This is a genomic window from Paenibacillus sambharensis, assembly GCF_003233845.1.
Taxonomy (GTDB): domain Bacteria; phylum Bacillota; class Bacilli; order Paenibacillales; family Paenibacillaceae; genus Paenibacillus_I; species Paenibacillus_I sambharensis.
On record NZ_QKRB01000031.1, the window covers coordinates 41,888 to 64,746 of the forward strand.

Annotated in this window: 22 protein-coding genes; 9 read left to right on the plus strand and 13 right to left on the minus strand. The window is 46.9% G+C overall.

The window, feature by feature from the left end:
- Nucleotides 1-107: 107 nt before the first annotated feature.
- The 5 genes from DNH61_RS04065 to DNH61_RS04090 form a co-directional block, all read right to left on the minus strand.
- The gene (locus DNH61_RS04065) at nucleotides 108-1,490 is read right to left on the minus strand and encodes a sensor histidine kinase (protein ID WP_111145403.1); all 1,383 of its coding nucleotides are present in this window, start codon (nucleotides 1,488-1,490) and stop codon (nucleotides 108-110) included.
- 41 nt (nucleotides 1,491-1,531) lie between these two features.
- A complete protein-coding gene (locus tag DNH61_RS04070; protein ID WP_111145506.1) occupies nucleotides 1,532-2,239 on the minus strand; it encodes a response regulator transcription factor in 708 nt (235 codons plus the stop codon).
- A gap of 221 nt (nucleotides 2,240-2,460) precedes the next feature.
- Nucleotides 2,461-3,477, minus strand: a complete 1,017-nt coding sequence (locus DNH61_RS04075) for a phosphotransferase enzyme family protein (protein ID WP_111145404.1) — start codon at nucleotides 3,475-3,477, stop codon at nucleotides 2,461-2,463.
- A 530-nt stretch (nucleotides 3,478-4,007) separates the two neighbouring features.
- Nucleotides 4,008-5,189, minus strand: coding sequence for a winged helix-turn-helix domain-containing protein (locus tag DNH61_RS04080; RefSeq protein WP_111145405.1), 1,182 nt, complete (start codon nucleotides 5,187-5,189; stop codon nucleotides 4,008-4,010).
- Nucleotides 5,190-5,556: 367 nt separating this feature from the next.
- Entirely contained in the window at nucleotides 5,557-5,916 is a 360-nt protein-coding gene (locus DNH61_RS04090; RefSeq protein ID WP_245947920.1) for a MerR family transcriptional regulator, read from the minus strand.
- Nucleotides 5,917-6,030: 114 nt separating this feature from the next.
- Here DNH61_RS04090 and DNH61_RS04095 point away from each other — a divergent pair, with 114 nt between their 5' ends.
- Nucleotides 6,031-6,681, plus strand: a complete 651-nt coding sequence (locus DNH61_RS04095; RefSeq protein ID WP_111145408.1) for a nitroreductase family protein — start codon at nucleotides 6,031-6,033, stop codon at nucleotides 6,679-6,681.
- 186 nt (nucleotides 6,682-6,867) lie between these two features.
- Here the strand turns inward: DNH61_RS04095 and DNH61_RS04105 are convergent, their stop codons facing one another.
- Nucleotides 6,868-7,851, minus strand: a complete 984-nt coding sequence (locus DNH61_RS04105) for a LacI family DNA-binding transcriptional regulator (protein WP_111145409.1) — start codon at nucleotides 7,849-7,851, stop codon at nucleotides 6,868-6,870.
- Nucleotides 7,852-7,937: 86 nt separating this feature from the next.
- Between DNH61_RS04105 and DNH61_RS04110 the strand changes: the two genes are divergently transcribed.
- Nucleotides 7,938-8,774: an HAD-IIB family hydrolase gene (locus tag DNH61_RS04110; RefSeq protein ID WP_111145410.1), complete on the plus strand. Its 837-nt coding sequence runs from the start codon at nucleotides 7,938-7,940 to the stop codon at nucleotides 8,772-8,774.
- Between the two features lie 8 nt (nucleotides 8,775-8,782).
- Here DNH61_RS04110 and DNH61_RS04115 read toward each other — a convergent pair whose 3' ends face one another.
- The 4 genes from DNH61_RS04115 to DNH61_RS04130 form a co-directional block, all read right to left on the minus strand.
- Entirely contained in the window at nucleotides 8,783-9,352 is a 570-nt protein-coding gene (locus DNH61_RS04115) for a DUF2812 domain-containing protein (protein WP_111145411.1), read from the minus strand.
- A complete protein-coding gene (locus DNH61_RS04120) occupies nucleotides 9,339-9,656 on the minus strand; it encodes a PadR family transcriptional regulator (protein WP_111145412.1) in 318 nt (105 codons plus the stop codon). Before DNH61_RS04120 ends, DNH61_RS04115 begins: the two co-directional genes overlap by 14 nt.
- Nucleotides 9,657-9,813: 157 nt before the next feature.
- Nucleotides 9,814-10,749 carry a type II CAAX endopeptidase family protein gene (locus DNH61_RS04125; protein WP_111145413.1) on the minus strand — a complete coding sequence of 312 codons (936 nt, stop codon included), beginning with the start codon at nucleotides 10,747-10,749 and terminating at the stop codon, nucleotides 9,814-9,816.
- 20 nt (nucleotides 10,750-10,769) lie between these two features.
- Complete coding sequence (locus DNH61_RS04130) at nucleotides 10,770-11,360, minus strand: hypothetical protein (RefSeq protein WP_111145414.1); 591 nt, start codon at nucleotides 11,358-11,360, stop codon at nucleotides 10,770-10,772.
- A gap of 228 nt (nucleotides 11,361-11,588) precedes the next feature.
- On the opposite strand from DNH61_RS04130, the gene DNH61_RS04135 reads away from it, so the two are divergent.
- The 6 genes from DNH61_RS04135 to DNH61_RS04160 all read left to right on the plus strand — a co-directional run bounded on the left by DNH61_RS04135 (nucleotide 11,589) and on the right by DNH61_RS04160 (nucleotide 16,493).
- Nucleotides 11,589-12,116 carry a sigma-70 family RNA polymerase sigma factor gene (locus DNH61_RS04135; RefSeq protein WP_111145507.1) on the plus strand — a complete coding sequence of 176 codons (528 nt, stop codon included), beginning with the start codon at nucleotides 11,589-11,591 and terminating at the stop codon, nucleotides 12,114-12,116.
- Nucleotides 12,103-13,422 carry a DUF4179 domain-containing protein gene (locus tag DNH61_RS04140; protein WP_111145415.1) on the plus strand — a complete coding sequence of 440 codons (1,320 nt, stop codon included), beginning with the start codon at nucleotides 12,103-12,105 and terminating at the stop codon, nucleotides 13,420-13,422. The genes DNH61_RS04135 and DNH61_RS04140 overlap by 14 nt, the downstream gene beginning before the upstream one ends.
- A 116-nt stretch (nucleotides 13,423-13,538) precedes the next feature.
- Complete coding sequence (locus DNH61_RS04145; protein WP_111145416.1) at nucleotides 13,539-14,102, plus strand: sigma-70 family RNA polymerase sigma factor; 564 nt, start codon at nucleotides 13,539-13,541, stop codon at nucleotides 14,100-14,102.
- Between the two features lie 121 nt (nucleotides 14,103-14,223).
- Entirely contained in the window at nucleotides 14,224-14,595 is a 372-nt protein-coding gene (locus tag DNH61_RS04150) for a DUF3600 domain-containing protein (protein ID WP_245947922.1), read from the plus strand.
- 181 nt (nucleotides 14,596-14,776) lie between these two features.
- Nucleotides 14,777-15,304, plus strand: a complete 528-nt coding sequence (locus DNH61_RS04155) for a hypothetical protein (protein WP_111145418.1) — start codon at nucleotides 14,777-14,779, stop codon at nucleotides 15,302-15,304.
- Between the two features lie 376 nt (nucleotides 15,305-15,680).
- Complete coding sequence (locus tag DNH61_RS04160) at nucleotides 15,681-16,493, plus strand: class I SAM-dependent methyltransferase (protein ID WP_111145419.1); 813 nt, start codon at nucleotides 15,681-15,683, stop codon at nucleotides 16,491-16,493.
- 137 nt (nucleotides 16,494-16,630) lie between these two features.
- Here the strand turns inward: DNH61_RS04160 and DNH61_RS04165 are convergent, their stop codons facing one another.
- Together DNH61_RS04165 and DNH61_RS04170 are read right to left on the minus strand one after the other, a co-directional pair.
- Nucleotides 16,631-18,625 carry a purple acid phosphatase family protein gene (locus tag DNH61_RS04165; protein WP_111145420.1) on the minus strand — a complete coding sequence of 665 codons (1,995 nt, stop codon included), beginning with the start codon at nucleotides 18,623-18,625 and terminating at the stop codon, nucleotides 16,631-16,633.
- 220 nt (nucleotides 18,626-18,845) lie between these two features.
- Nucleotides 18,846-19,886, minus strand: coding sequence for a glycoside hydrolase family 88/105 protein (locus DNH61_RS04170; protein WP_111145421.1), 1,041 nt, complete (start codon nucleotides 19,884-19,886; stop codon nucleotides 18,846-18,848).
- Nucleotides 19,887-20,098: 212 nt separating this feature from the next.
- On the opposite strand from DNH61_RS04170, the gene DNH61_RS04175 reads away from it, so the two are divergent.
- Nucleotides 20,099-20,938 carry an AraC family transcriptional regulator gene (locus DNH61_RS04175; RefSeq protein ID WP_111145422.1) on the plus strand — a complete coding sequence of 280 codons (840 nt, stop codon included), beginning with the start codon at nucleotides 20,099-20,101 and terminating at the stop codon, nucleotides 20,936-20,938.
- Between the two features lie 176 nt (nucleotides 20,939-21,114).
- Here the strand turns inward: DNH61_RS04175 and DNH61_RS04180 are convergent, their stop codons facing one another.
- Nucleotides 21,115-22,815: an RICIN domain-containing protein gene (locus DNH61_RS04180; RefSeq protein ID WP_111145423.1), complete on the minus strand. Its 1,701-nt coding sequence runs from the start codon at nucleotides 22,813-22,815 to the stop codon at nucleotides 21,115-21,117.
- Nucleotides 22,816-22,859: the final 44 nt, after the last annotated feature.

Below are 22,859 nucleotides of genomic sequence, written 5' to 3' on the forward strand. Positions count from 1 at the left end.
CCCTCCATAATTTGTTATTCTTCTTATGAAGTGATTATAAAAAAAGCATTTGTTAGTCTCATAACAGAAATGTATCAATCTTGTAACGCAACAATTTACGCGTGTCTTTACGCACGGGGTAACACAATCGTAACGGTCGTTCCTTTCCCGATTTGACTTTCCAGGTCGATATATCCATTAAATCGCTCTACAATCTCTTTGCAAATAGAAAGACCAAGACCTGAACCGTTCGCTGTGTTTGCATTTTTCGCCCGGTAAAAGCGTTCCTGCACCTTCTCCAGCTCATCGCCCGCGATACCGATACCTTGATCACGTATTTGGATAACGACCTCGCTTGGCGTATGTTCCAACTTCAATTCGATTAGCGATGAACTGCCTGAATATTTGATGGCATTGTCCACAAGGTTGGCGATCGCATGGGACATCAGCATTGGATTCACGTTGGCGTGGACGCTCGTCAGAAGCTTATCCCCCGGTTCCGCTTCCGCCTCCTTGAACAAAATCTCGATTCCTTTATCTTTGGCCTTGGCACCCAGACTCGTTGCGACTTGCTGAACCAGTTTGTTCATTTCCGTCTTCCGGGCTTCCAGTTCGTTAGAACCTTCCTTGTCGAATCGGGATAGCAACAACAGTTCATTAATCAAGCGCGTCAGCCGGTCCGATTCCTGCAGCAGATGAGCATAGATTTTTTGCAGCTCCTTGTTCTCGGTCTCCCCTTCGTACAAGTATTGAGAGAAACCACGAATTGCTGCCAATGGTGTTTTTAACTCGTGAGATACGTTAGAGACAAATTGTTTCTGATATTGGATGTAATCATGAAGCTGCCGCCCCATGGAATCCAGCCCATCTGCCAGCATGCCCAGCTCATCCTTCCGATTGAGATGAACTCTGCGAAACTCCTGTCTAGAGAAACTTTGCGCAGCGCCAAGCAACATCTTAATCGGCTTGGTTGTGCTGCGGGCAATCCACAGACTGGATAACGTAATCAGTACAATAAAACCGCCTGCACCTGCAAACAGGATATAACGAATTTGGTCCATAATCGCATAAAAGTAGGAAATGTCCTCCACGAACTCATACACATAAGCGTTTTGGTAGTATTGATCCTGAATAGGAGTGGAAAAATAAAGCAGATGATCTTCCGTTACGGTGTAGACATAATTACCGCCCAGGGCTTTCTCAATATTCTGCTCAAAAATATGAGGTTTGCCATCCATAATGATGATGCCATCCACAGCCAAGCCCAGCAACTGCTTGGAGCTATCATAGATACGTACTTCCTTGCCTGAAGCTTTCAGCTTCTCCAGAGCAAGTCTGACGATTTCTTGTGTCTGCGGCTCTCCTGTCGATGATCTATGCTGTGCCAACACCTCACGAAAGGACAACTCGGATAGATCCGCCTTCTCCATCATCTGTTTTTCAATGGTAATGAAGCTGTAGTAATCGATGGCTTTATTCACCATAAAAATGATGATGCCAAAGGACAGCACGGAGAAAAATAAATAATTCAGCAGTAACCGGGTTGCATACTTCAGGCCTCGCCACCTCCAAGTTGATAGCCAAATCCATAGATCGTCCTGACATACCTCGGCTCGTCCGCGTTATCCTCCAGCTTCTTCCGCAATCGCATGATGGTCATATCTACACTGCGACTGTCTCCCATAAAGTCATATCCCCATGCGATCTGCAGCAGCTCATCCCGGGTAAAGATTTTGTCTGGTCTTTTGAGTAACGTTTCCAGAATTTTAAACTCTTTGGCCGTTAAAGACAGGGATACACCGTTTTTCAGAACCCTTCGGTTGTCCAGATCAAAAGTCAGCTCTTCATGAATGATGCATGTAGATTTCACTTCTGTATCTTCTATTGATTCCTCCTTGCTCTCGTTTCTTCTCAGAATGACCTTGACCCTAGCGAGCAATTCACGATTGTCAAAGGGTTTGGTCATGTAATCTTCCGCCCCTAGCTCTAGTCCCAACACCTTGTCGATTACCTCATTTTTGGCAGAGAGCATGATCACAGGAACAGCACGTTTCCCGGTGATTTCTTTGCACAGGTCAAATCCCGAGCAGTCAGGCAGCATCAAGTCAAGCACCACCAGGTCCGGATGAAAAGTATCCAGCAGCTCCAAGGCTAATTTACCGTTGTCAGCCGTTTGAACGACGTAGTTTTCTCTTCTCAGTACGAGCTCAATTAAATCTCTGATTGCGACTTCATCGTCAATGACAAGTATCTTCTTCAATGTGCACCCCTTCCTAGCCTTGTTTCGCAACGAATCAGAATTTCCCTTCATCTTAGCACAGACACTTTGGATTCCTCCACCAACTAGATGATGATATATATTCCACTGGGCCCAACATAACCAGTAATAAACCTTCCTGCATAATGCTACATAATGAGGCTTTAAGACACGAACTTGTACCGATACAACAAAAAAGCCGCTAAATAAGCAGCTCACTGGCTCTAATGAATACTGGTATAAATACTTTTAAATTCTTGAACAAAATCAATCGGCAGCATAGGGTCGCCAGAAGCGGCTACTCGTTGAAGCTCTTGTAACCAGTTCATTGATGCTTCATCCAATTGTGACACATCGTTTGCTTGATGAAAATAAACATACATCAATGCATAACGAAGTTTAATAGAATCGTGCAAATATTCTATTTCTTCTTCTTGGATTGTATTTTCCTTTAGATATCCTTTCATAAAATGGCGGAAAAATAGTTTATAATATTCCGCTTTGTTTTCAAATTCCTTAAACGGACAAAAAAGTGCATAACACAATGTAATCCCGATGTCGTGTATGAAATACGTATAACTGCAATCATCAAAATCGAATAAATAAATGTGTCCGTTATGCAGATAAAAATTACTTTGATGAAAATCAGTATGAGTCAAACCATATGTATCTTTGGACTTGGGCAGAGAAGTAAGCTTTGCTAGTCTTTCTTTTAGAATTGGAATCATTGCATCATCAGGTCGCAGGTATTTCTCCGCCTTTAATTGAACTTCTTGGTCCCAGGCTTGTCGTTTTAACGCCGGATTACTCCCTTCGTAACCCTTTGTGGCATGATGGATTTTCCCAAGGAATTCGCCCCATTTTTCGTAAAGTGATTCATTCCAATCATCACCAGACACTTCATTTCCAAGAGCCATTTCGTATGATATGGCTAGGAACGAACCATTGTCTGCAGCAATTTCTTCAACCATATTACCCCTAGTCGATGGAACAGCATTTGAAACGGCCAGCCCTTTATTCGACAAAAAATTCAAAAATTCAATTTCTCCCCGTATATTATTTATTGATCTTCTGATCGTATGCGAGATTTTTAGTATGTAAAATACGTTGTTTTTCTGGTATTCATAAACAAAGCTTTCATAACCGCCCAATGAACGAATCGAGTCATTATTAATGTCATATCGCTTTATTGCTTCTGTAAGGATTTCTTCGGTGAATTGCTCTTTAATCTCCCGTATCATTATCTATACCTTCTTTCATTCACCATATTCACAGCGCCTCGGCATCTTGCCGCGACACCGGCCCAAGATCTATAACTATCATTCAAAATTCCACTTATTTCCTCAATATCCTGCCCGTCCGCTTAATGAAGAGGAAACATACCTGCACGATCGCAGGTTCTCGCCGCTCCAGCATAACTTCCATTTATTCTTACCTGCCTAATAGCATAACTTGCCACTCCTGAAACGGCTTCTATTGTAAAGCGATATGAAGTGATACCACTCGGTACGCTCTACGACTAAGTCACCACTGGCAGGCTGCATGCCCATCATGCGGCGTTCTTCATCCAGACCTGCCAGGATATCCGACCTCACAAATTAGCTTAACAAAACTTCCTCCATCTTCAAATTCAGCGGGAATCAGGCAGCCACTGAACTGTCCCGAGACGGTTGAGTTACAGTACTGCCGATAAGACTGAGGTAGATTTTTGCAATAGTTTAATTGTCTCGTCCTTGTTCTGATAACGACCGGCAGGCTTTATGTATGTATTTTATTGAGAAATCGTCTCGCAGCCATTGAATATTGCAAAATATTGAACGCACTTGTTCAAAGCTGTTCGGATCTGCTCAGTTGGCTCAATGCCATCCTCGTACCAAATGTTTTTGACAACGAGTCTCCCAGCTTTTCGCTCAGCCATTATTTCGGCTCGTCCGATGAAGCTCTCTCCATACAATATTGGGAGCACATAATAGCCGAATTTTCGTTTGATTGCAGGCGTGTAAATCTCCCAAGTATAATCGAAGCCAAACAATTTATTGATCAGCTTTCTGTCCCATAATAAATTATCCAGCGGTGCAATCAGCTCACAGCGCATTTTCGGCGCCGGATTTTGCAGGACAACTTCGATAAGCGGCAAATCCTCCTTGCGGCAGTACAGCTTGTCCTTCATTTGTTCTACGGTAACAGCAATAATGCGATCTTCATTTAACAACTGCCGGAATACCTCGTTTCGCTGCCCTGCTTTCAATCCCCATATGTTAAGCCAGGCATCGGATGCGCGATTCCATAAGAGTCCAACAGCACCGATTCGACGCAGCACCCGCCACTTGTGATGCTCAAGCTCATCCTCAAACGGCTCCGGCGCATGAAGCAGGTTTGGCGGTATGTACTTCTCGGAAAAATCATAATACTTCCGCGTTCCTTTTTTGTGATGGATAATGAGCTCGCCTGTCGAGTACATCTGCTCCAGCACTGACCGCGATGCATTGTTACCGCTGCTCCAATGGATTGCTGATTGCCAAGAGAAACCGCCATCCATTTGTAGTTCATCCGAACTTAACGCACCTTGATTATGAATGTGAGTCCGTGCTTGTTCTGTCAAAGCCTCCATTTCGGGATAGCGCTTGGCATGCTGCCGGGCCGCTTCCCTGTAACGCTCAAAATACGGCCAATCCTCGACAGGAATAATAGCCAGGTTCTTGTCAGGGTAATCGATCAGGAGTCTATCTTGATACAGTATTTCATCGAGCATCTTTTTGGTGAATCCTTGGATTCGCGATTGCAGCACTAGTTCGGCGTTTTTTCCGCAAACATCGATCGGATCATATTGTATACAGCCGACCTGCCGCACAAACTCCATTACGCCCAGCTTCCCTGAAAATTTGTATTCACCCAGCAAACCGTGCTTTAATAACAGAAATTGCCGTGCCTGTCGGGTTGTCAATTGAATCATGCATGTATCGACTCCTCACCGAAATATTTGATTACAAACACGCCTCTCCGTACTCGCCTGAGTACACAAACGCACGTTCTCATTTCATTTTACTATTGTTCCGAGCTTGATAACAAGAGTTACCATCTATATTAATTCTGAGCTGCATCTTCCTGTGTAAGCAAAAGTGCGCGCAAGGTGCTGACGAATAACGGGAAGAAACCCGCTCCTCCATCTGAATAGGTGCCGTACCGCCAGCCGCTGAAGGCAAAGGCCGTCCGCTCCGGGCACAACAAGCCAAAGAACCCCTTGATAAACAAGAGGTACTCGTACATTTTCATATATGTAGATTACATAGTAATCCAAGAATCAGGCTATCCTGGGCTCGTTAATATTTCCCAAACCCTTTTTCGCAATTCAACGTGAGAATATCATACAGGTTTTGCTTGGATTCCTCTAATTTTTTTTGAGCGGCCTCAATTTCTCTAATTTTATTTTGTATCAGGCTTACATGCTCATCCTTCGACATTCCGTTTTTCGAGATCATTGATTTGATTTCCTGAATAGAAAAGCCAACTGCCAAACAATGTTTAACAACATTCAGATGACGAATGATGCCTGGCGCATAAATCCGATAATTATTCTGATCTCTTAATACATATTCATCCGTGATAATGCCAATCTGCTCATAATAACGAATCGTTGAAATCGGGAGCTCACTAGCTTTTGCTACTTCACTTATCTTCATGACCATCTCCCCTTTTTAGCGCTTGCTATGAAGTACACTTTATAGTTTACCATCTTAAAAGTAATGATAAGCAGTATCATTTCACAACTCAACCAAAAAAGGAGCGAAACCTGCATGACCAACCTTACAGGCAACTATCAGAAAACAAACGACTTCAATAAAATTGCATTAGAACGCCGTTCCGTTAAAGTCTACGATCCAGAAGTGAAAATCAGTCGAGAGGAAATGACCGAAATGTTAGCAAAAGCTTCCCGGGCCCCATCTGCGATTAACATGCAGCCCTGGCGTTTCCTTGTAATCGACAGCGCCGAAGGCAAAGAAAAACTAGCGCCGTTGGCCTCCTTCAACCAGACACAAGTGATGACATCATCCGCTATTATTGCGGTATTCTACGATGCTAACAATAGTGAATATATGGACGAAATTTATAATAAATCAGTAGAACTTGGCTACATGCCTCTGGACATCAAGGATATGCAATTGCAGCAGGCTAGGCCGTATTATGCAAGCCTGACTCCATCGGCCTTACGCGATATAAACATGCTGGACACGGGTCTTGTTTCGATGCAGCTGATGCTTGTAGCTCGCTCCCACGGCTATGACACCAACCCAATGGCGGGTTATGACAAGGAACGAATCGCGGAGGTCTTTGGCTTGGACAAGGAGCGATTCCAGCCGGTCATGCTAATTTCGATTGGCAAAGCGAGCAAAGAAGGCTATCCATCCTACCGATTACCAGTAGATACGATTACCACTTGGGCATGATCGGACGCGGTTCGTCTGTAACATAGTTACGAATGTCGGAAACGGGATCAAGTTTTTCAAACGGATTACACGGTTGGTTGCTGATGCAACGATCGGGTCATGCGTGACGATCACGATGGTCACCTGCTTGTCTGTGTTTATCTTACGCAGTAAGGTTAGGATCGCCGCTGATGACGAATTCTCTTCTCAAGTAGAACTACGTATAATCAGTGAACTCTTGTAGGTTTCCGCTATTGGAGCAGATTGCATCCCCTTCAAGCGCCGGATAAGGCATTCTGTAACATCCCTCACCATTTCGGGAATACAATTAGTTAATGTGGTTAATTCCGGTGTCGTCATCAATCCCACTGGAAGGTTATCAAACCCGATGACGGACATTTCTTGGGGCACGGATATTCCCCTTTGCCTGGCTGCTTTCAATAACCCAGTCGCTACAAAGTCACTGCCCGTAATTATTCCATCCGGTAATTGACCGGTAGCTGATAATTGTTCTCCCAATGCATAACCATCCTCCATCGTCACCAGGCCCGTATAACATTGTGATTGGGTACACGAAAGACCGGCTTGCTTGTGAGCCAATTGAAACCCGTTCCATCTCTTCTCTTGCAATGGTGTCAGTTGATCCATACAGAACACCAGATTACGGCGTCCTTTGGACAGCAAAAATGCTGTCGCCTGAAAGATCGCGTCTTCTTCATCCAGACGAAAGACATCGAGAAACTCTCCGTCCATCGCTTCGTTGCATATGATCCCAACGTGAGAACCTATGTATTCTCTAATCTCTCTCTCCGAGAAATGGGAATGAGCAATAATCACCGCATCCATCTCTCTACGTAACAATCGGGCATACACCTCACGTTCAAACTCACGTGATAATTCAGTCTGATAGATGACAAGCTGATACCCAACGCAGCTTAAAGCTCGACTTAATGCACGAACAAGCTGACTGAAATAGGGATGCTCCACATCCGGGACAAGCACGCCAATATGATGGCTTGCCTGCAGGCGCAGCTGAACCCCATGCGTATTGCGGACGTATCCCAGCTCCTTAATGGCTTCCTGTACTTTTTGTCTGCTTTCCATCGATACATGGGGATGATCGTTTAACACACGGGATACCGTCGACTTGGAGAGACCGCTTACGCGTGAAATATCTATTATGGTCGGCACAAAAAAAACACCTCATCTAACGTATTGACCTGGGAACGTTCCCTGCAGCTAAGATAACATTATCAATCTGTAGGAGGGTCACACACATGAATGTCATCTATAATCCTGCTGTAACCGAATATCTGATATTTTTTGATTTTGACGAAACATATTACCCGCATGAATGTCTGCCTGAACAGCTCAACAAGGTGTACGAACTGGAGCTTTACCTCCAGCAGCTTGCCAGAGATTATCATGTTAAGACCGCTTGGGTCACCGGAAGCAGCGTTCAGCAAATACAAGCCAAGATGAAACTAGCCGGCATGACGCAGCTCCCCCATTTTATAGCGAGTAATCTCGGCACAGAGATGTGGGAAGCGGGGCCTGACGGACAGCTGGTCACTGTTCCTGCGTGGGCCAAGATTATAAAGGCATCCGGTTTCTCCCGAAGAGATGTGGAAGATTTAATCAGCGAGTTAAAACTTACATTCAACATTGTTCTTCACGAACAGACCCAATTTGGTCAATCCGGGTATAAAATGAATTACTATTATTATCCGGCATCAGCAGCCAGGATCCCATATGATCTAAGTATCATCAGGCACCTGGCTGCAAATCACGGGATCGGAATCAACATCAATATGTGCAATCCCAAGGCGGGTGATCCGGAGAACGCCTATGATGTTGATTTTATCCCCGCTGGATCTGGCAAGAAAGCGGCTGTGCAATTCCTGGTGGATTATAATCAGGTCCCTCAGTCGAACACCATGGCCTTCGGTGACAGTGGCAATGACATCGAGATGCTTCGGACAGTTTCCCACGGATATCTGCTCCAGAACGCAACGGCAGAGGCAAAGTCATGCCATCACAACGTTGCCCCTTATCCGTATGCCGAGGGAATTTTGCATGTATGCAGAAAATTCTTTGGCGAGCCATTCCGATGATCGCAGCATTAATTCTCTTTCAAACGGGATTGCTTTCGATAAGCTTTATAGAAACTGCTAGCAAAGAAGCCAACCATTAGAGCCGGAAGCAATCTCAACAAGGCAAATGGAGTTTCGAACAATAATGCTTTCCAGAATAATGCACCTTCCATACTCCAAAGACCTTCCGTTAAATATAAACCTGAATCCTTGTAGAGCATGAAACAAATAGACAATAACAGGACACCTAAACCGGATGTATACCCCATCACTCTCTTATAGTAATTCCGCTTGGATTGGCGATCCGAGAAGATGTCATTTTGGCCAGCATCTTCTTTTTGCCAATACTGAATCCCACCAAGCCGGGAACCATTAATATACTTCCAGCCGAAGTCTTCATAGATGCCTTGGTATTCTTCGAACTTCTCCTTTGGTAGATAATCCTGATAATCCAGCCGCACTACATATCTCTTGTCGATTTGTTCGAAGGTGTAAGTTCCTAATCGGCTAATATTGGTGCAGCGATAGCCTTTTTGTAATTGCTCGTTCAGCCATTGCTCTTCTTTTTCAATATCAAAGAATATCTTAAATTTCTTCACTCGAGTCACTTCCTTCGTACAGGGATAATATATGCAGCAGCCTGTTCTGTTCCATTTTCAAAATGGCCCTTCCTTCGGGAGTAATCATATAAATTTTTCTCCGACCCGACTCTCCGACAGGTTCAATCCAACCATGCTTATCCAAGTTATCAATGGCACCGTATAATGTTCCAGCTGCTAAAATAACAGTACCGTTACTTAGCCTTTCTATTTGCTGCATAGCGGCATAGCCATGAAGAGGCTCTCGCAGAGCTAATAATATATAGTGCATGGTTTCAGACAACGGTAATAACTTATGCTTCATAATCTCACCCCTCTTTATTCAGTTCGGCTATATAGTTGAACTTAATAACAAGATAATTCAGTTCAACTGAATAGTCAATACCATTTAATAAATTGGTCAAAAAAGCCGCTTTCCTTTATGTAAGGAAAGCGGCTTTTGGTGTAGCTCACAGCTAGATTCAACCGGGCAGGTGTGCACCCAAGTTCAAGCTCACATACTTCACGAGGAATACGACCACCGACAGTATGACCGGTATAAGCCAAACGGGGTTGGCACAGGTATGGGGTCCATGACCTCCCCCAGCCAGCGGTTGGCCGGCGGGCTCGATTCTCAGCCACAGCCACCGGCAGATGAAGAAGGCGGCAGCCGAGGCGATCCCTGTCAGCACGACAGTCTGCAGCTCCGGGCCCTGCGGCGCCGTTAATCCCTCCAGCATATCCCCGCCTTGAAAGTAAGAAACGCATACGTACGTGGTGTTCGTTAACAGATGAACAAGCATGCCTGGGTAGATAGACCGGGCACGCAGCACGATAACAGCCGCTAGCCAGGCTGAGGCGAATAATTCGGCAATCCGGTACGGATTGTCGTGGAACAAGGCGAACAGAGCAGCCGTCATCCCTGCGCTGAACCAGACCCCTCTTCTTGCGTAACCTGTCAGCAGCGCCCCTCTGAACAGCAGCTCTTCGCAGATCGGCGGGATGATCCCGATACTCACGATGAGGATAAGCAGCGCGCCAATTGAATCAGCCACCGGGTAATGGGATGTCGCATAAGGCGCACCAAGCGCGATCGACACCAGCTCAGTCAGCTGGTGAAAGAACAGCAGCACAATCTGACTGATTGCATAGATCAGCAGCGACAGAATGAGTGTGCGGGGGGACACCTTATTCAGAAGAAAGGTGTTCTTCATCGAAATCCCCTTATATCTGAACCAGACAACAGCCGGCAGCACATTGAAGGCGATTTGGCCAATAACGACATAGAGCAGGAAGATTACCAGACTATCATGATGCGGGCTCCCGCTTGCGGTCATGAATGCCGTTAATAGTACGCCGGCGAGGTACGAAACAAAAAAAATCCACCCAGCGGCTGTCTCATTGAACCTTCCAGGCACGTTCTATCCCCCTCCGTTGGTTATCGTAATGTCTTCCCTCTCAGGAAATCCTGCATTAGCTTATTGGATATTGCCAAGGCTTCTTGACGCGTCGATGCCGGAGCAGATAACATCATTCCATTCTCAGCGTTCCATACGGATTGAGATGTTCCCACTTCATAATCAGCCTGCTGAACAGGCGAGCTGAGGAGCAGCGTCACTTGACTGAAATCTTTGCTTGCGAATATTGAATGTGACTGGTACACCTTTGCATCTTTAACAGCCCCCGTATGTTCATCATAGATAAAATAAGGGTACATGATGGCGCCCCAGCCATCCTTGGTAAAATGAATTTCTATCCTGCGCTGATCCTCCGGCACTGGAATCTGTTCACCAGCCACCTGCACGATCCCTTTAAATACTCGTTCGCCTATCAAGCTCGTAAGCAGCTTGCCCTGAATGACCACAGCTGCGGGCTCAGACTCCTCCCCTGCTACTTCCAGCTGATACTTTACGCCTGCCAGCTCTGTATCTACACTAAAATTAAGAGCGAGCTTAACGTATATGATCCAAGCTGCACCTATGATGATGACCAGCGAGCCAATGACAGCAATCCATCTTTTTATCTTCAACTGTAAGACGTCCTCTCTCTAGCTGTATAGAAACTATTTTCTTATTATACATATATTTACTAGGAGTGTTTAGTGAAAGTATGCAATGGATTCTGGATAACGGTCCCCGTTCGCTGGATGAATACAAGAATGGTATATTTTTGTCTAATTTTATGTAACCAAATGCCCTATCCCCCGATCTAATTACTAGAACTTGAAAAGTTGTGAAGGAGGACATTCGATGTGCAAATGGAACAAGATGTAATAACTGCCCAAAGAGGGGATCGGGAGGCATTTGTCCGTCTTATAAAAAATGTCGAGCTAAGTCTATATCGGGTAGCCAGATCCATCGTCAGACGGGATGAGGATAGCGCAGACGCTATACAGGAGACGATCCTCAAGGCGTATTCGGGGATACATGCTTTAAAGGAACCCGCTTTCTTTAAAACCTGGATCATACGGATTCTCATTAATGAATGCAATAAAATTCTCCAGAAGCGGAAGACTGTTACGAAAGTTAATGAACACCTGCTCAATCCTACCTGCTTTTCCGATTATGAAAAAGTCGATCTGAGAGAAGCCGTTGATCGATTAGATGAAAAACTGCGAATCGTCGTTGTTCTATATTATTATGAAGACATTTCCCTTAAGCAAATTGCCGAAACCCTTGAAATCTCAGAAGGAGCAATTAAAGCCAGACTCCACCGGGCACGAAAAATACTTGCTGGTTGGCTCAAGTACACTCAGGAAGGGAAGGTTGGCTATGAACCGTGTTAATATTGATGAAGAAATTAAACCATTCATTGAAGATTCTCCACACGAACTTCCTGACATGATTAAAAACCGTATCGATCATACATTGGCTTCTCTACCCCCGTTAACATCAAAACGTAAACAGCGTCTTACTAGAACTATCGCTTACGTATCGACTGCTGCTGTAATCTTTGCTTTTTGTATCATAGGATCGGGATTCATCTCTCCAGCCATGGCTAATACGCTAAAACAAATTCCGTTCATCGAGTCCGTATTTAAACTCGCAGGTGATCTGGGTCTGCAAACTGCAGAGGATAAAAGCTTGACCACTCCCATCCAACAAAGCGCTACAATCGACGGGGTAACCATCACGATTACAGAAGTCTTCTACGATGGGTCGCGTCTGTCCGTCGGAATTGTTCAGCATTCGCCAGACGGTATTAAAGAGATATTAGAAGTAGAGCCGGTCATTAATGGTAAAAGCACGCACTTTCCGGGAAGCGGCTCTGATATGGCACCTTCAAACGACAATATAACAGATACCACTGTTATTCAGTACATGCCAGAGTATGCACTTCCTGATTCATTTGATCTAAAGCTGCTTGTGTTCCTCAAAGGCATGGAGGATAAAAGGTTTGAGTTTGATTTCAAAGTTAATAAAACCGAAAGTCGTATTGTTACCCCAATGGTGACTAAAACGCACCAAGATTTGACGGCAACCGTTCAAGAAATACAGATCTCACCGGTAACAATAGGTCTGGTCATGAACACCAAACTGCCTGAAGGCAAAACTGTGCCGCAGTACGCGTTATTTGATGAACGGGGAATCAGGTTGCAAACCATACATGAACACGGTTATGGCGAGAAATTAAATAATATGATGAACATGACTTCGGAGCTCAAATTTACCCCATTAGAATCCACGCCTAAATCTGTAACTGTAAAAGCTTATTATAAGACTATCGAAAAAACAGTGGATAATAGCGTCCGTGTTGACCGTATGCCATCTGTTAAGGAACCGATTATTCTCCAGCAAGGTGAACTGGGGCGTTTTGAGATCACGCAGATTGAGAGGCTCCCAGATAAAACTATTGTTCATTATCGTGCTGACGGTAACGATCCGTATGGAATGGTATTCTGGATAAACGACGATTCAGGGACAACCATTACACACAGGGGACTACAGGTAGTTAATCAGGAGAACTATGAATTTGTTGTGGAGTTCCCTGTATTAAGCCAAGAGCAGTCCATTCATTTTGTAACAAACGGAAGTGTTCATATAGATTACATCAACGAATTGGAAATGACGATTCCTCTTCATAACGAATGAATGCAAGAAGCAGCTGCCAGCCGGAGCTGCTCCTTCCTGTTTTATTTTATCTCTTACTGAACCTTTCTCGCTATCGGAGCGAATTAAGGGTTGTAACCTGTTCAGGAGGGGCCCCTATGAATGATAACGAGTTACATATGTGGCTGGAAAAAGCAGCGATTGGCGACGAGTCGGCCTTTCAGCTTGTCTATCAGGCGACTCACCAGGACGTCTATCGGACGGTTGCTTTTCTCATCTACAACAAACAAGACATTGAGGATATCGTGAATGAGGTTTACATGCGCATGTGGCGTTCGTTTCACACTTACGACCCGAATCGTCCGTTCCGGTTCTGGCTGCACGGGATCACGGTCCGTCTTGTACAGGATTGGAAAAGAAAGGCCTGGCGGCGAATTCGCCTCTTTGAACGAAATCGCCAGCTGACCAGCGAACATTGCGACTGGACGGATAAAGCTGTCCTGCAGTCCGAAATGCAGCATGATCTGTTCGGCCTTGTCCGCCAATTGTCGTACAAACTGCGTGTGGTCGTCATCTTGCGATATTTTCACGATTATGCTCTGGAAGAAATCGCAGACATTCTGCAGATCCCCGTTGGCACAGTGAAATCCAGGCATCATCTGGCATTGAAGGAACTCCGGAAACAATTCGGAATGACGGGAGGAGACGCGTATGTCAATTGACGAGGAACTACGTTATGAGCTGCGCCAGGCGGCGGAGTCGATGCACTGTCCACCCCATCTAGATGAACGTGTCCGTCAGTCTTATCAACACTATCTAAACGAAAAGAGAGGTAAATCCCCCATGAAAAAACGCTTGATCGCAGGTGTAATTGCAGTGGCAATTCTGATTCCCTCTGCCGTATTTGCTTCTTCCTACTTAGCCGATGATATCTTCGGTTCCTCTGAAGCCATTGAGCAGCGCGGCGGTTCCCAGGAAGCTTATCAAGAGATTGAGGGAATGCTTCAAACTGCAAAAGCCAAGCTCACGGAAGTTGAATTCAAGGAGTTTAAGGAGTCGTTTAAGCAGCTGATGCAGCTGAAGCTGAAGATCACGGACGAGAATGGAATCAAACATGAGGAGAAGCTGACCGAAGAAGAACAGCGACAGTGGAGGGAACTTGGCTCCAAGCTGGCCCCTTATTTCGAGAAGATTCAGGGAAATGAGAAGCAGTAAAGAAACTGGGACCCGTCCGATGTGGATTGGGTCCCTTTTCTTGCACCCGTTCCACTCTCCCCCGCTACAGTCATGATATCGAAGCAAGCTGTTTACCAAATGAACACTAAACTACACCGACTTCCTCAGACATATGGATACGATGTATAGTTATATTAGCCCTTGATACGGGAGGTGTTAAGTGAAAACCAAGAACACGGAAGGCGTGAAATTAAAAGTCGCCTGGCGCGATTTTAACGTGACGAAATTTGCTTACATAACGAGATTCGGGGTCGTGCTGATAGCCGCTGCGCTAATGAGCGGTTGTTCGTCTAATAAAGAACTGAGCAGCCCTTCGCTTACAACGTTCCGGGAAGAGATTATGGAAGCTGTCCCAAGCATCAAAGTCTTGGCAGTCGAAGCCAAACCGACACGAGTGGTGTTTCGATATCGGTTTGATAAGGTGCATGATGCTAGTTTACAACTAAACATTGTCAAACTGACGGACGAGTATATGCGAACTCCACCTTTTGACTCCGAAGTGCTGGCTTCTTATTACGATGAATTTAGCAAAGAGGATCGCATTCCTCCGGACATCGCCCTGCCCATGGATACAGACGATGACGGCGAAGCAAACTTCGAATACTATGCCTCACTGGGCCAAGACGGCGAATGGTCGTGGCGGTACAGCGATTACAAAAACAAGCATGAAACAGTTATGCTGCCTTAGCTTTTGACGACAACCATTCGGTTGGGCCTCCGACAAGCTCATTAATAGTCGGTTAGTCAGTTTTTCTTCTTTGTCCTATATAAACGAGATATAAGAAAAATATAGATGCGCTTATTAGAATCAAGGGCACTTTCCAGGGCCTGCTGACTATACCTATTAAATACGCTAAGGGGGCAGTTGAAATAATAATAACTACGTTTTCCTTAACCTTACTAGGATAAGGAAAAGTCTTTACAATGCGATACAATAGAATAATTAAGACGGTAAAATACACCACTACAAGGAACGTTAGCATCGTCAGTCATTCCCATATGTAAGTCGTAATATATCGAGAATATATCATAGGAGATTACTTCTATTTCAGGAGGGTGTCTGCATGGGCGAGAATTCTGTCTATAAACCAAACATTATAGGTGCTGGCGAGGTTGGCTGCGCCATCTCGGTCGATATGAATAAAAATGTTGTTCATGAAACCAACAGCTCCTATTGGAATACATACGGTAATGAGTTTTTGGGAGCAATCTCGCTTCCTCTCTTTGGAGCGTTTGTTTCTGAAGAGAAATGCCAGCTTTTTGGCGAAGTTTCTGGGAGGAAGATGCTGGAGATCGGCTGCGGAAGCGGGCAATCCTTGCAGTATCTTGGTGAACGCAATGCAGCTGAGCTATGGGGTGTGGATCTGTCCAAGCAACAAATCGAAAAGGCAGCACAGCACCTGGAGTCATGCGGTCTCGCCGCAAACTTGATCTGCTCTCCCATGGAAGAGGATTGCGGCCTGCCAGTGGATTACTTTGATTGTGTTTATTCCATATACGCCATAGGCTGGACCACTGACCTTGAGGGTACCTTTTCCAGAATCGCTTCTTATCTCAAGAGAGATGGTGTATTTATTTTCAGCTGGTCTCACCCTGTTCACAAATGTGTTGCTGCAGAAGATAACAAGCTTGTTTTTAAGAAAAGTTATTTCGATGAATCCTGGTATTCGGCAGCACTTGGTGAAGGCACGCTGACATTATCGGACCGCAAGCTATCCACCTATGTGAATGCGCTGGCCGACGCGGGATTCGTCATCGAGCAAATGGTTGAGGAATCGGATGCTGAGCTTATGCAGGCACGGGACGATAGCAGCGATTTTGCAGCAAAGGCAAAGATGCTTCCTGTAACGTTTGTAGTTAAAGCAAGAAAACGATAGTACCTGACAGCATAGTCATGAATATCTTACTACTCTACTCCTCTTCCGCTTGCGTTCCCTCTCCTTTCCATACGTATAAATACGAGACTAAAGACAGAACACCGCTCTAGGAGCTTTGTTCTGTCCTTAGTCTTATTCTATGCCGCTGCTTGGGTGGCTAGAGCAACGACTGAAGCGTTCAGCTCCATGGACCAATATTGATCAGAGCTGTTGGCGCTGCGCTGGTGTACTTCGACAGCCAGTACGTTTACGCCATTAATAAGCTTGCCTTTGAGCGCATCTGTCAGGTCGGCAGTAACGGTCTGGGGTTCGTCTATTGTATTCGCACTGAGCGTCTGGTAGCTGATCTCGCCAGATGGCATATTCCAGCGGTATACTTCCGAGCCATTGGCATACAGGACGAATCCGTCATCTACCCCGAATTTTCCCGTGAGGCTGATGATTTGGTCGGCTTGATCAACCATAATGGCTTTACGAAAGTAAGAGGTAATATATTTTCGGCTGCTGCTCGGACCGTAGCTGATCGTTGTTTTGACAGGACCCAGGCTGCTGGTTGTCTTACTGGCAGGATAGCCAAGCGGAGCGGCACCTGATTTCCAGCTGCTGTCATCAAAATCGACTGCACGCCAGGCTGTACCTTGATCCGTACCGTTATCGAGGTATTTCCAGACAGAAGCGCCATCAACGAGTACGGTGTTACGGACAGTGCGGGACGAATCCTTGACGATGGAATACGTATCGACCGCCTGCATGGTGTCGGTGCGATAGGTTGTAATGGAGAATGTTGTCGGCGTTACGTTCACTGTCGCGAAGGTCGGAACGCGCAGCTGGCTTCTGACACTGGAATAAGGCTCCGCTGTCGGCTTCATCGAATAATACTTGCTGCCGCTTGCGGAGTTGGCTGTCAGATATAGAGTGCCTTCGGGGTTTACAACCCGCCCGCTGCTATCGGTCTGCTGGTTCTTCAGCGGAATATCGCCTTTCATTTGATAAGTACGGACATAGGAATGATCATGACCCATAAAGACTACATCGATGCCCAGCTCATCAAAGACCGGAACAAGTGCCTTGCGAAGGTTCACAATATAAGATTCTGTTGAGTGACTGGCGGCACTGTATATCGAATGATGCAGGGTGACGAACTTCCACTTGGCGTTCGGGTGTGCTGCAGCCGCCTGCTGCAGAAAAGCCTTATGTGATGCGCCGTTGTTATTATTGGTGTTCAGGACCATGAAGAGCGCATCGCCGTAAGTGTAATAGTAGTTGCCACCGGCTGCCGTTACCCCATACGCCTTCGACTCATTCGGTTGGTTAAAGTGATACGTATAGTTCACTGCGTTGTCATGGTTGCCTGCTGTTGTGGCTACAGGCAGCCGGCGAAGAACGCCTGGACTGAAGTACTGCTCGTACTGCGATTCACTGGTTGCTATGTTTACCTGATCCCCAGCCGACATGATAAAGCTGTAATCCGGGAACATCCCGGCCGCTTTATTAAGGGTGTCCGTCCAGCCTGCCGCGTCGGCAGCTAGATTGCCTGAACCAATCTGCGGATCTCCTATGAACAGGAACCGGAATGAATCAGAGCGGCGTGTTTCTACTGTGTAGACGGGACTCCAATGCCCTTCCAGCCCGTCTCCCAGACGGTAGACATACGAGGTGGACGGCTTGAGGCCGATAACGGTTACCTTGTTAGAGGCGTATCCGCTTGCAGCACGCGAAGCTTGACCGTTGAAGGTCATTGCCCTGCTTGAAGGAAATTGGCTTCCTGTCATGGCTGACCTTTCCGCAATCTGCACAACGCTGCCTGCAGGATTGACAGGTGAATACCATGCAAAGTTCAGCTCGGATTCATTGCGTCCGGGTGCCATGGATAGGTGGGTGGCTGTGTAGCTGCTGTCAGCGAGTGCGCTTGCTTCCTGCTCGGTTTGCAGCATGCCGGCAGCAGGTGACTCATCGACTGGGACGGTAAGCTGTCCGGTGCCCTCAGAAGCTGCTTGTCCAGCTTCAGTGAGTGTCGAAGCTTCTTCAGCGTGAGCCCTAACGGCAAGGAAACTGGAGAAGATCATGGCAATAATCAGTAGTGTAATTAACCAACTTCTTTCTTTTCGATGGTAGGCAGTGTATCGTATCATGTCCGGTTTTCCACTCCTTGTTATTCATTTAGCCGCTCATCCGCGCGGATTTCTCTGAGGGCTCGAGAATAGTATAGAATGGTTTCGTCAACAGAAATTAATCTTATTTTGAATAAATGGTAAAAATTTGATGTAATAATTCACAAGTCACATATGCCTTGGAACTGTTCAGTTACGACGAAGGCCGCCCTTTAAGGACGGCCAGGTTCGTTCCATTATTTTATTGCCTGCGGGCACTCTCTTGATTCTCCAATGCTGCCGTCAACAAGGCGAGCGCCAATCCCTGCCCCCAGCCCTGAGCCCATTTGCGGTCGATGCCGAGGTAACCGGCTATATCGTTCATAACAGCGGTGCCACCCGAAACATTCAGTACCCGCCCATTATCCGAGATATTCGCGATTGTACCGTCCAGCGCCTTTTGGACGTACTTCGCATGCAGCGGATTCCCCTGTGTGATCATCGCGGCTGCAATGCCAGCGGTTGCCGATACTTCGCCGTAGGCTTCCGGGTAGTCGAGCACAGTGCCCCACAGCCCGTCTTCCTTCTGCAGCTTCTTGAGCGCCGCAAGCTGATCGCGCAGTGAACTCCAGATATGCATCATCGGCGGATACAGGTAAGCTTCTGGCAGCACCTTCGCCGCGCGAGACATCGTGTATGCCGCCCATGCGTTCGCACGCGCCCAATAGATGCCGGACATATGGTCCTTATTGATATTGTTGTACCCGTGGTACCAAAGGCCGGTCTCCTCATCCTGCAGATAGTTGATATGCCAGAAGTACTGGTGCAGCGCATCTTCGATCAGTGCCTTATTCCCCTGCATAATACCGACCCGCAGCATAAAATAGCCCGCCATGAACAGCGTATCGGCCCAAGCCTGTTCCGGAAAATCGTTCTTGGCAGACACGGTGTGCTGGAGCACCCGGTCCCCGAAGCGCAGTGCTTTGTTCTCCAGATAGTCGATCTTGCTCATGATAAGATCCAGATATTTCTGCTCCTTCGTATATTCATATACCGTCACGAGCATGTGCCCCATCGCGCAGGCGTTAACCGTCCAAACCGGGAGACCCGCTTCAATATACTCATCGCAGAACTCTACCATTCGCTCTACGTAATTCTCGTTCCCCGTCGCTTCAAACGCCCGGCTGACGCCGTAATAGGCAACGCCGCACGGCCAGTCCCAGGTCAAATCCATGCCAAGCGTGTAATCCGCCACCCGGTCAATAATCTGTTTCAGCTCTGCTGGGTCATTTTGCAGTTTCATATCCTATGCCTCCATATCTAGTCATATTCGAGTGTGCTGCCTGATCTGCTGAAGAACTCGGCTTTTATTGCTCCCTATTGCTTACTACCACCATCCTAGCACAAAGGAATGTACATGTTTTGCATATTTTCTCGAATTCATCTCATATCTTGCGGTCTCTCAGAGGTCAGGTATAATGAAAGGCAAAGGCTAGCAAAGGCGAGGTGCGGGCGTTGGGAGAACTTCTCTTCGAGAATAGTAAAGAGACCTTCGTGGTCCATCACCGGAAGGCGATGAGCCATCATATGGTGAGCAGCCACTTTCATCGAACATACGAAATCTATTATCTGATGTCCGGCAAGCGTGAATTTTTCATTAAGGACCGGACCATCGTCATTGAAGAAGGCGACATGATCATCCTGTCTCCGAATATTCTGCACCGGACGACGAATACCGAGATACCTGAGCATGAACGCTTCATCGTGAACATCCACGAAAGCTATTTAGCCGCGCCGGATGGATCTCATACGGAAGCCCTGGAACCGCTGTTCGGGAAGGAATATGTTTATCTGAAAGGCTCAGCAAGCGGAAAGGCCATCATGGATCCGGTCGTAAACAGCATTATCCGGGAGGTGCAGGAGAAGAAGCCCGGCTTCGAGAGGTATGCGCAGGCCTTGACGCTGCAGCTGCTCATTGAGTGCTGCCGGCTGCTCTCCGAATCCGGTTACAGCGCGCCGGCACCGACCAGCTGCAAGCATGAACGGATCTCGGAGGTCGTTCGTTTCATTAACAGTCACTATATGGAGGAGCTGTCGCTCGAGCGACTTGCTGAACGATTTTACATCAGCCCCTACTACTTAAGCAGATTCTTCAAGGAAGCAACCGGCTTTACCTATGTGGAATATCTGAACAATGTCCGGATCAAGGAAGCGATGACGCTGCTCCTCAGCTCCTCCATGAAAGCGAACTTGATTGCCAAGCGGGTCGGTTTTGGAAGCGTGACACATTTCGGAAGAGTGTTCAAGCAGATCACCGGATATCCCCCATCCTTTTATCGGAAAGACGGCAGGTAATGGCGCTTCATCAGTGAAAATCGGCTCTCGCCAGCTGGCATGAACAACGCTTCAAATTGTCTTGAGAACAAAAAAGGAGCTTCCCGATGAAACCTGCATGCGGGAAGCTCCTTATCATATTGCACGAATTGTTAATGAACATTGATGAAGGCTAACAAACCTGGATATGGCGTCAATTAATTAACCTTGACCAGCTGCCACTGCTGATTCAGATCGCCCCGGTACTGATTCTGCTGCAGCTTCGCGCCGTCAGCTGTTGAGGCTCCGGCAACCTCGACCGCCTTGTTGCTGTTCACATTCAGGATACAATAATAACCGTTGCTCAGCTTGATGATGCGGAAGCGCTGTGCGCTATTGGAGAGATCCTGCATGAGCTGAATCGCTTCCCCGTTGTTTTTCGTGCCATTGCGGACGTCCATTACCTTCCCGTCACTCGAGCTCACGCTCTTCAGCCGGTATTGATTGTTGTACGTCCCCATGTCATCCACGGTCCACTGCTGGGCGGTCGCGTTGTTGCTCTGCCATTGCTGAAGCTGGAGATTGTTCGTATTCTGACCACCCGGAACGTCGATGGCTTTTCCCGAAGCGCGGTTAATGAACGTGTATGTCGCACCGTTCGTTATCCCGTTCCAGACACCGTTCCATGGCAGCATCTGTGCGCGCTCGTAATACCATTCGAATATAAACCGTGCCATGCCGTCTCTGGCCGTATTACCGTCAAACATTAAGCCCGCTGTCGGGTCCGCGAACGAGCTTCTTGGGCCGGGCTGCAGCAGGAAGCCGTTCATATGGACAGCGATGCTCACATTGCCAGCCGCTGTGAAGATGGCTTTCGTATTTTTGCCGAACCCTGCATTTGTTCCGTCGAACAGCTTCCAGTAATCGGAGTCACCCTGCTGCCATTTGAACCAGGTTGTCTCTGTAATGTTAATCGGGTAGTGATCAGCGCAAGGCTTAATATTGGTATTCCACTGCTGCTGCAGCGTCGCGTAATTATCATTAGCGCCATAGCCGGGATACCAGTGAACCGAATATCCCACATTGTTCAGCGGATCGGATAGCGGATGCGTGGCGCAAAGCTGGTAATATTGGTCCCATCCCAGACCTGCTGCCCAGATCACATTGTCCGCCCCTTGGTTGCGGATTGTCGCAATCATGGAGTTTTGGAAGCTCCGAAGTGCATTCCAGTGTGCAACGAAGTTCGAATCGGACGGATGCCCTCCCCAGGTTCCGTTCGCGTACGCGAGTACCGGCTCGTTTACAAGCTCAAACATGACATTGTCTGCGCTTTTTATGCCGGGCTGCGAAGCTAGATATCTCCAGATCTGATTGAATTTGTCCAGGTTCGCTTGAGTGGTCGCCTGATTGTTCTGCAGCGTAAAGTCAAGTCCTAATGTAACATACAGTCCCTTGGTCTTGGCATATTGGATATAAGGGATGATGACGTTCTGCGTAACGGCTTGCAAGCCGGCGAAATTGTAGGTGCCTGCCGCTACATCGCCCATATCCTCCTTGTCGATAAACAGGCGGACCTGGTTCATGTACCAGCCATGCTCATTGCCGTATTTGGGAGATGTGCTTGTAAACGTATCGGTGATGTCCTTCAAATAGGCGAGTCTAGCGGCATAACTGTTCCCTCCGTGCTGATTCAGATAATAATTGCTGCTCTGGTAGGTCCAGTAAGAACCTGTAGGCTGATGCCACCCGCTTAGAAGCACCGGCTGACCGCTGCTGTTGACAAGCTGGTTGCCGCTTACGTGAAGCTTGGTTGGGGTTATTCCCGACCAAGCGTTTGCCAACTTGCCGTCCGCTATAAGCGGGGGCAGCAGCAGCGCCATCAGCAACAGCAGCTTTCCAATCAGGCCCAATCTCTTCATCACTTACCATCTCCTTTTATAAATTTTTTTTATGTGAAGTCATG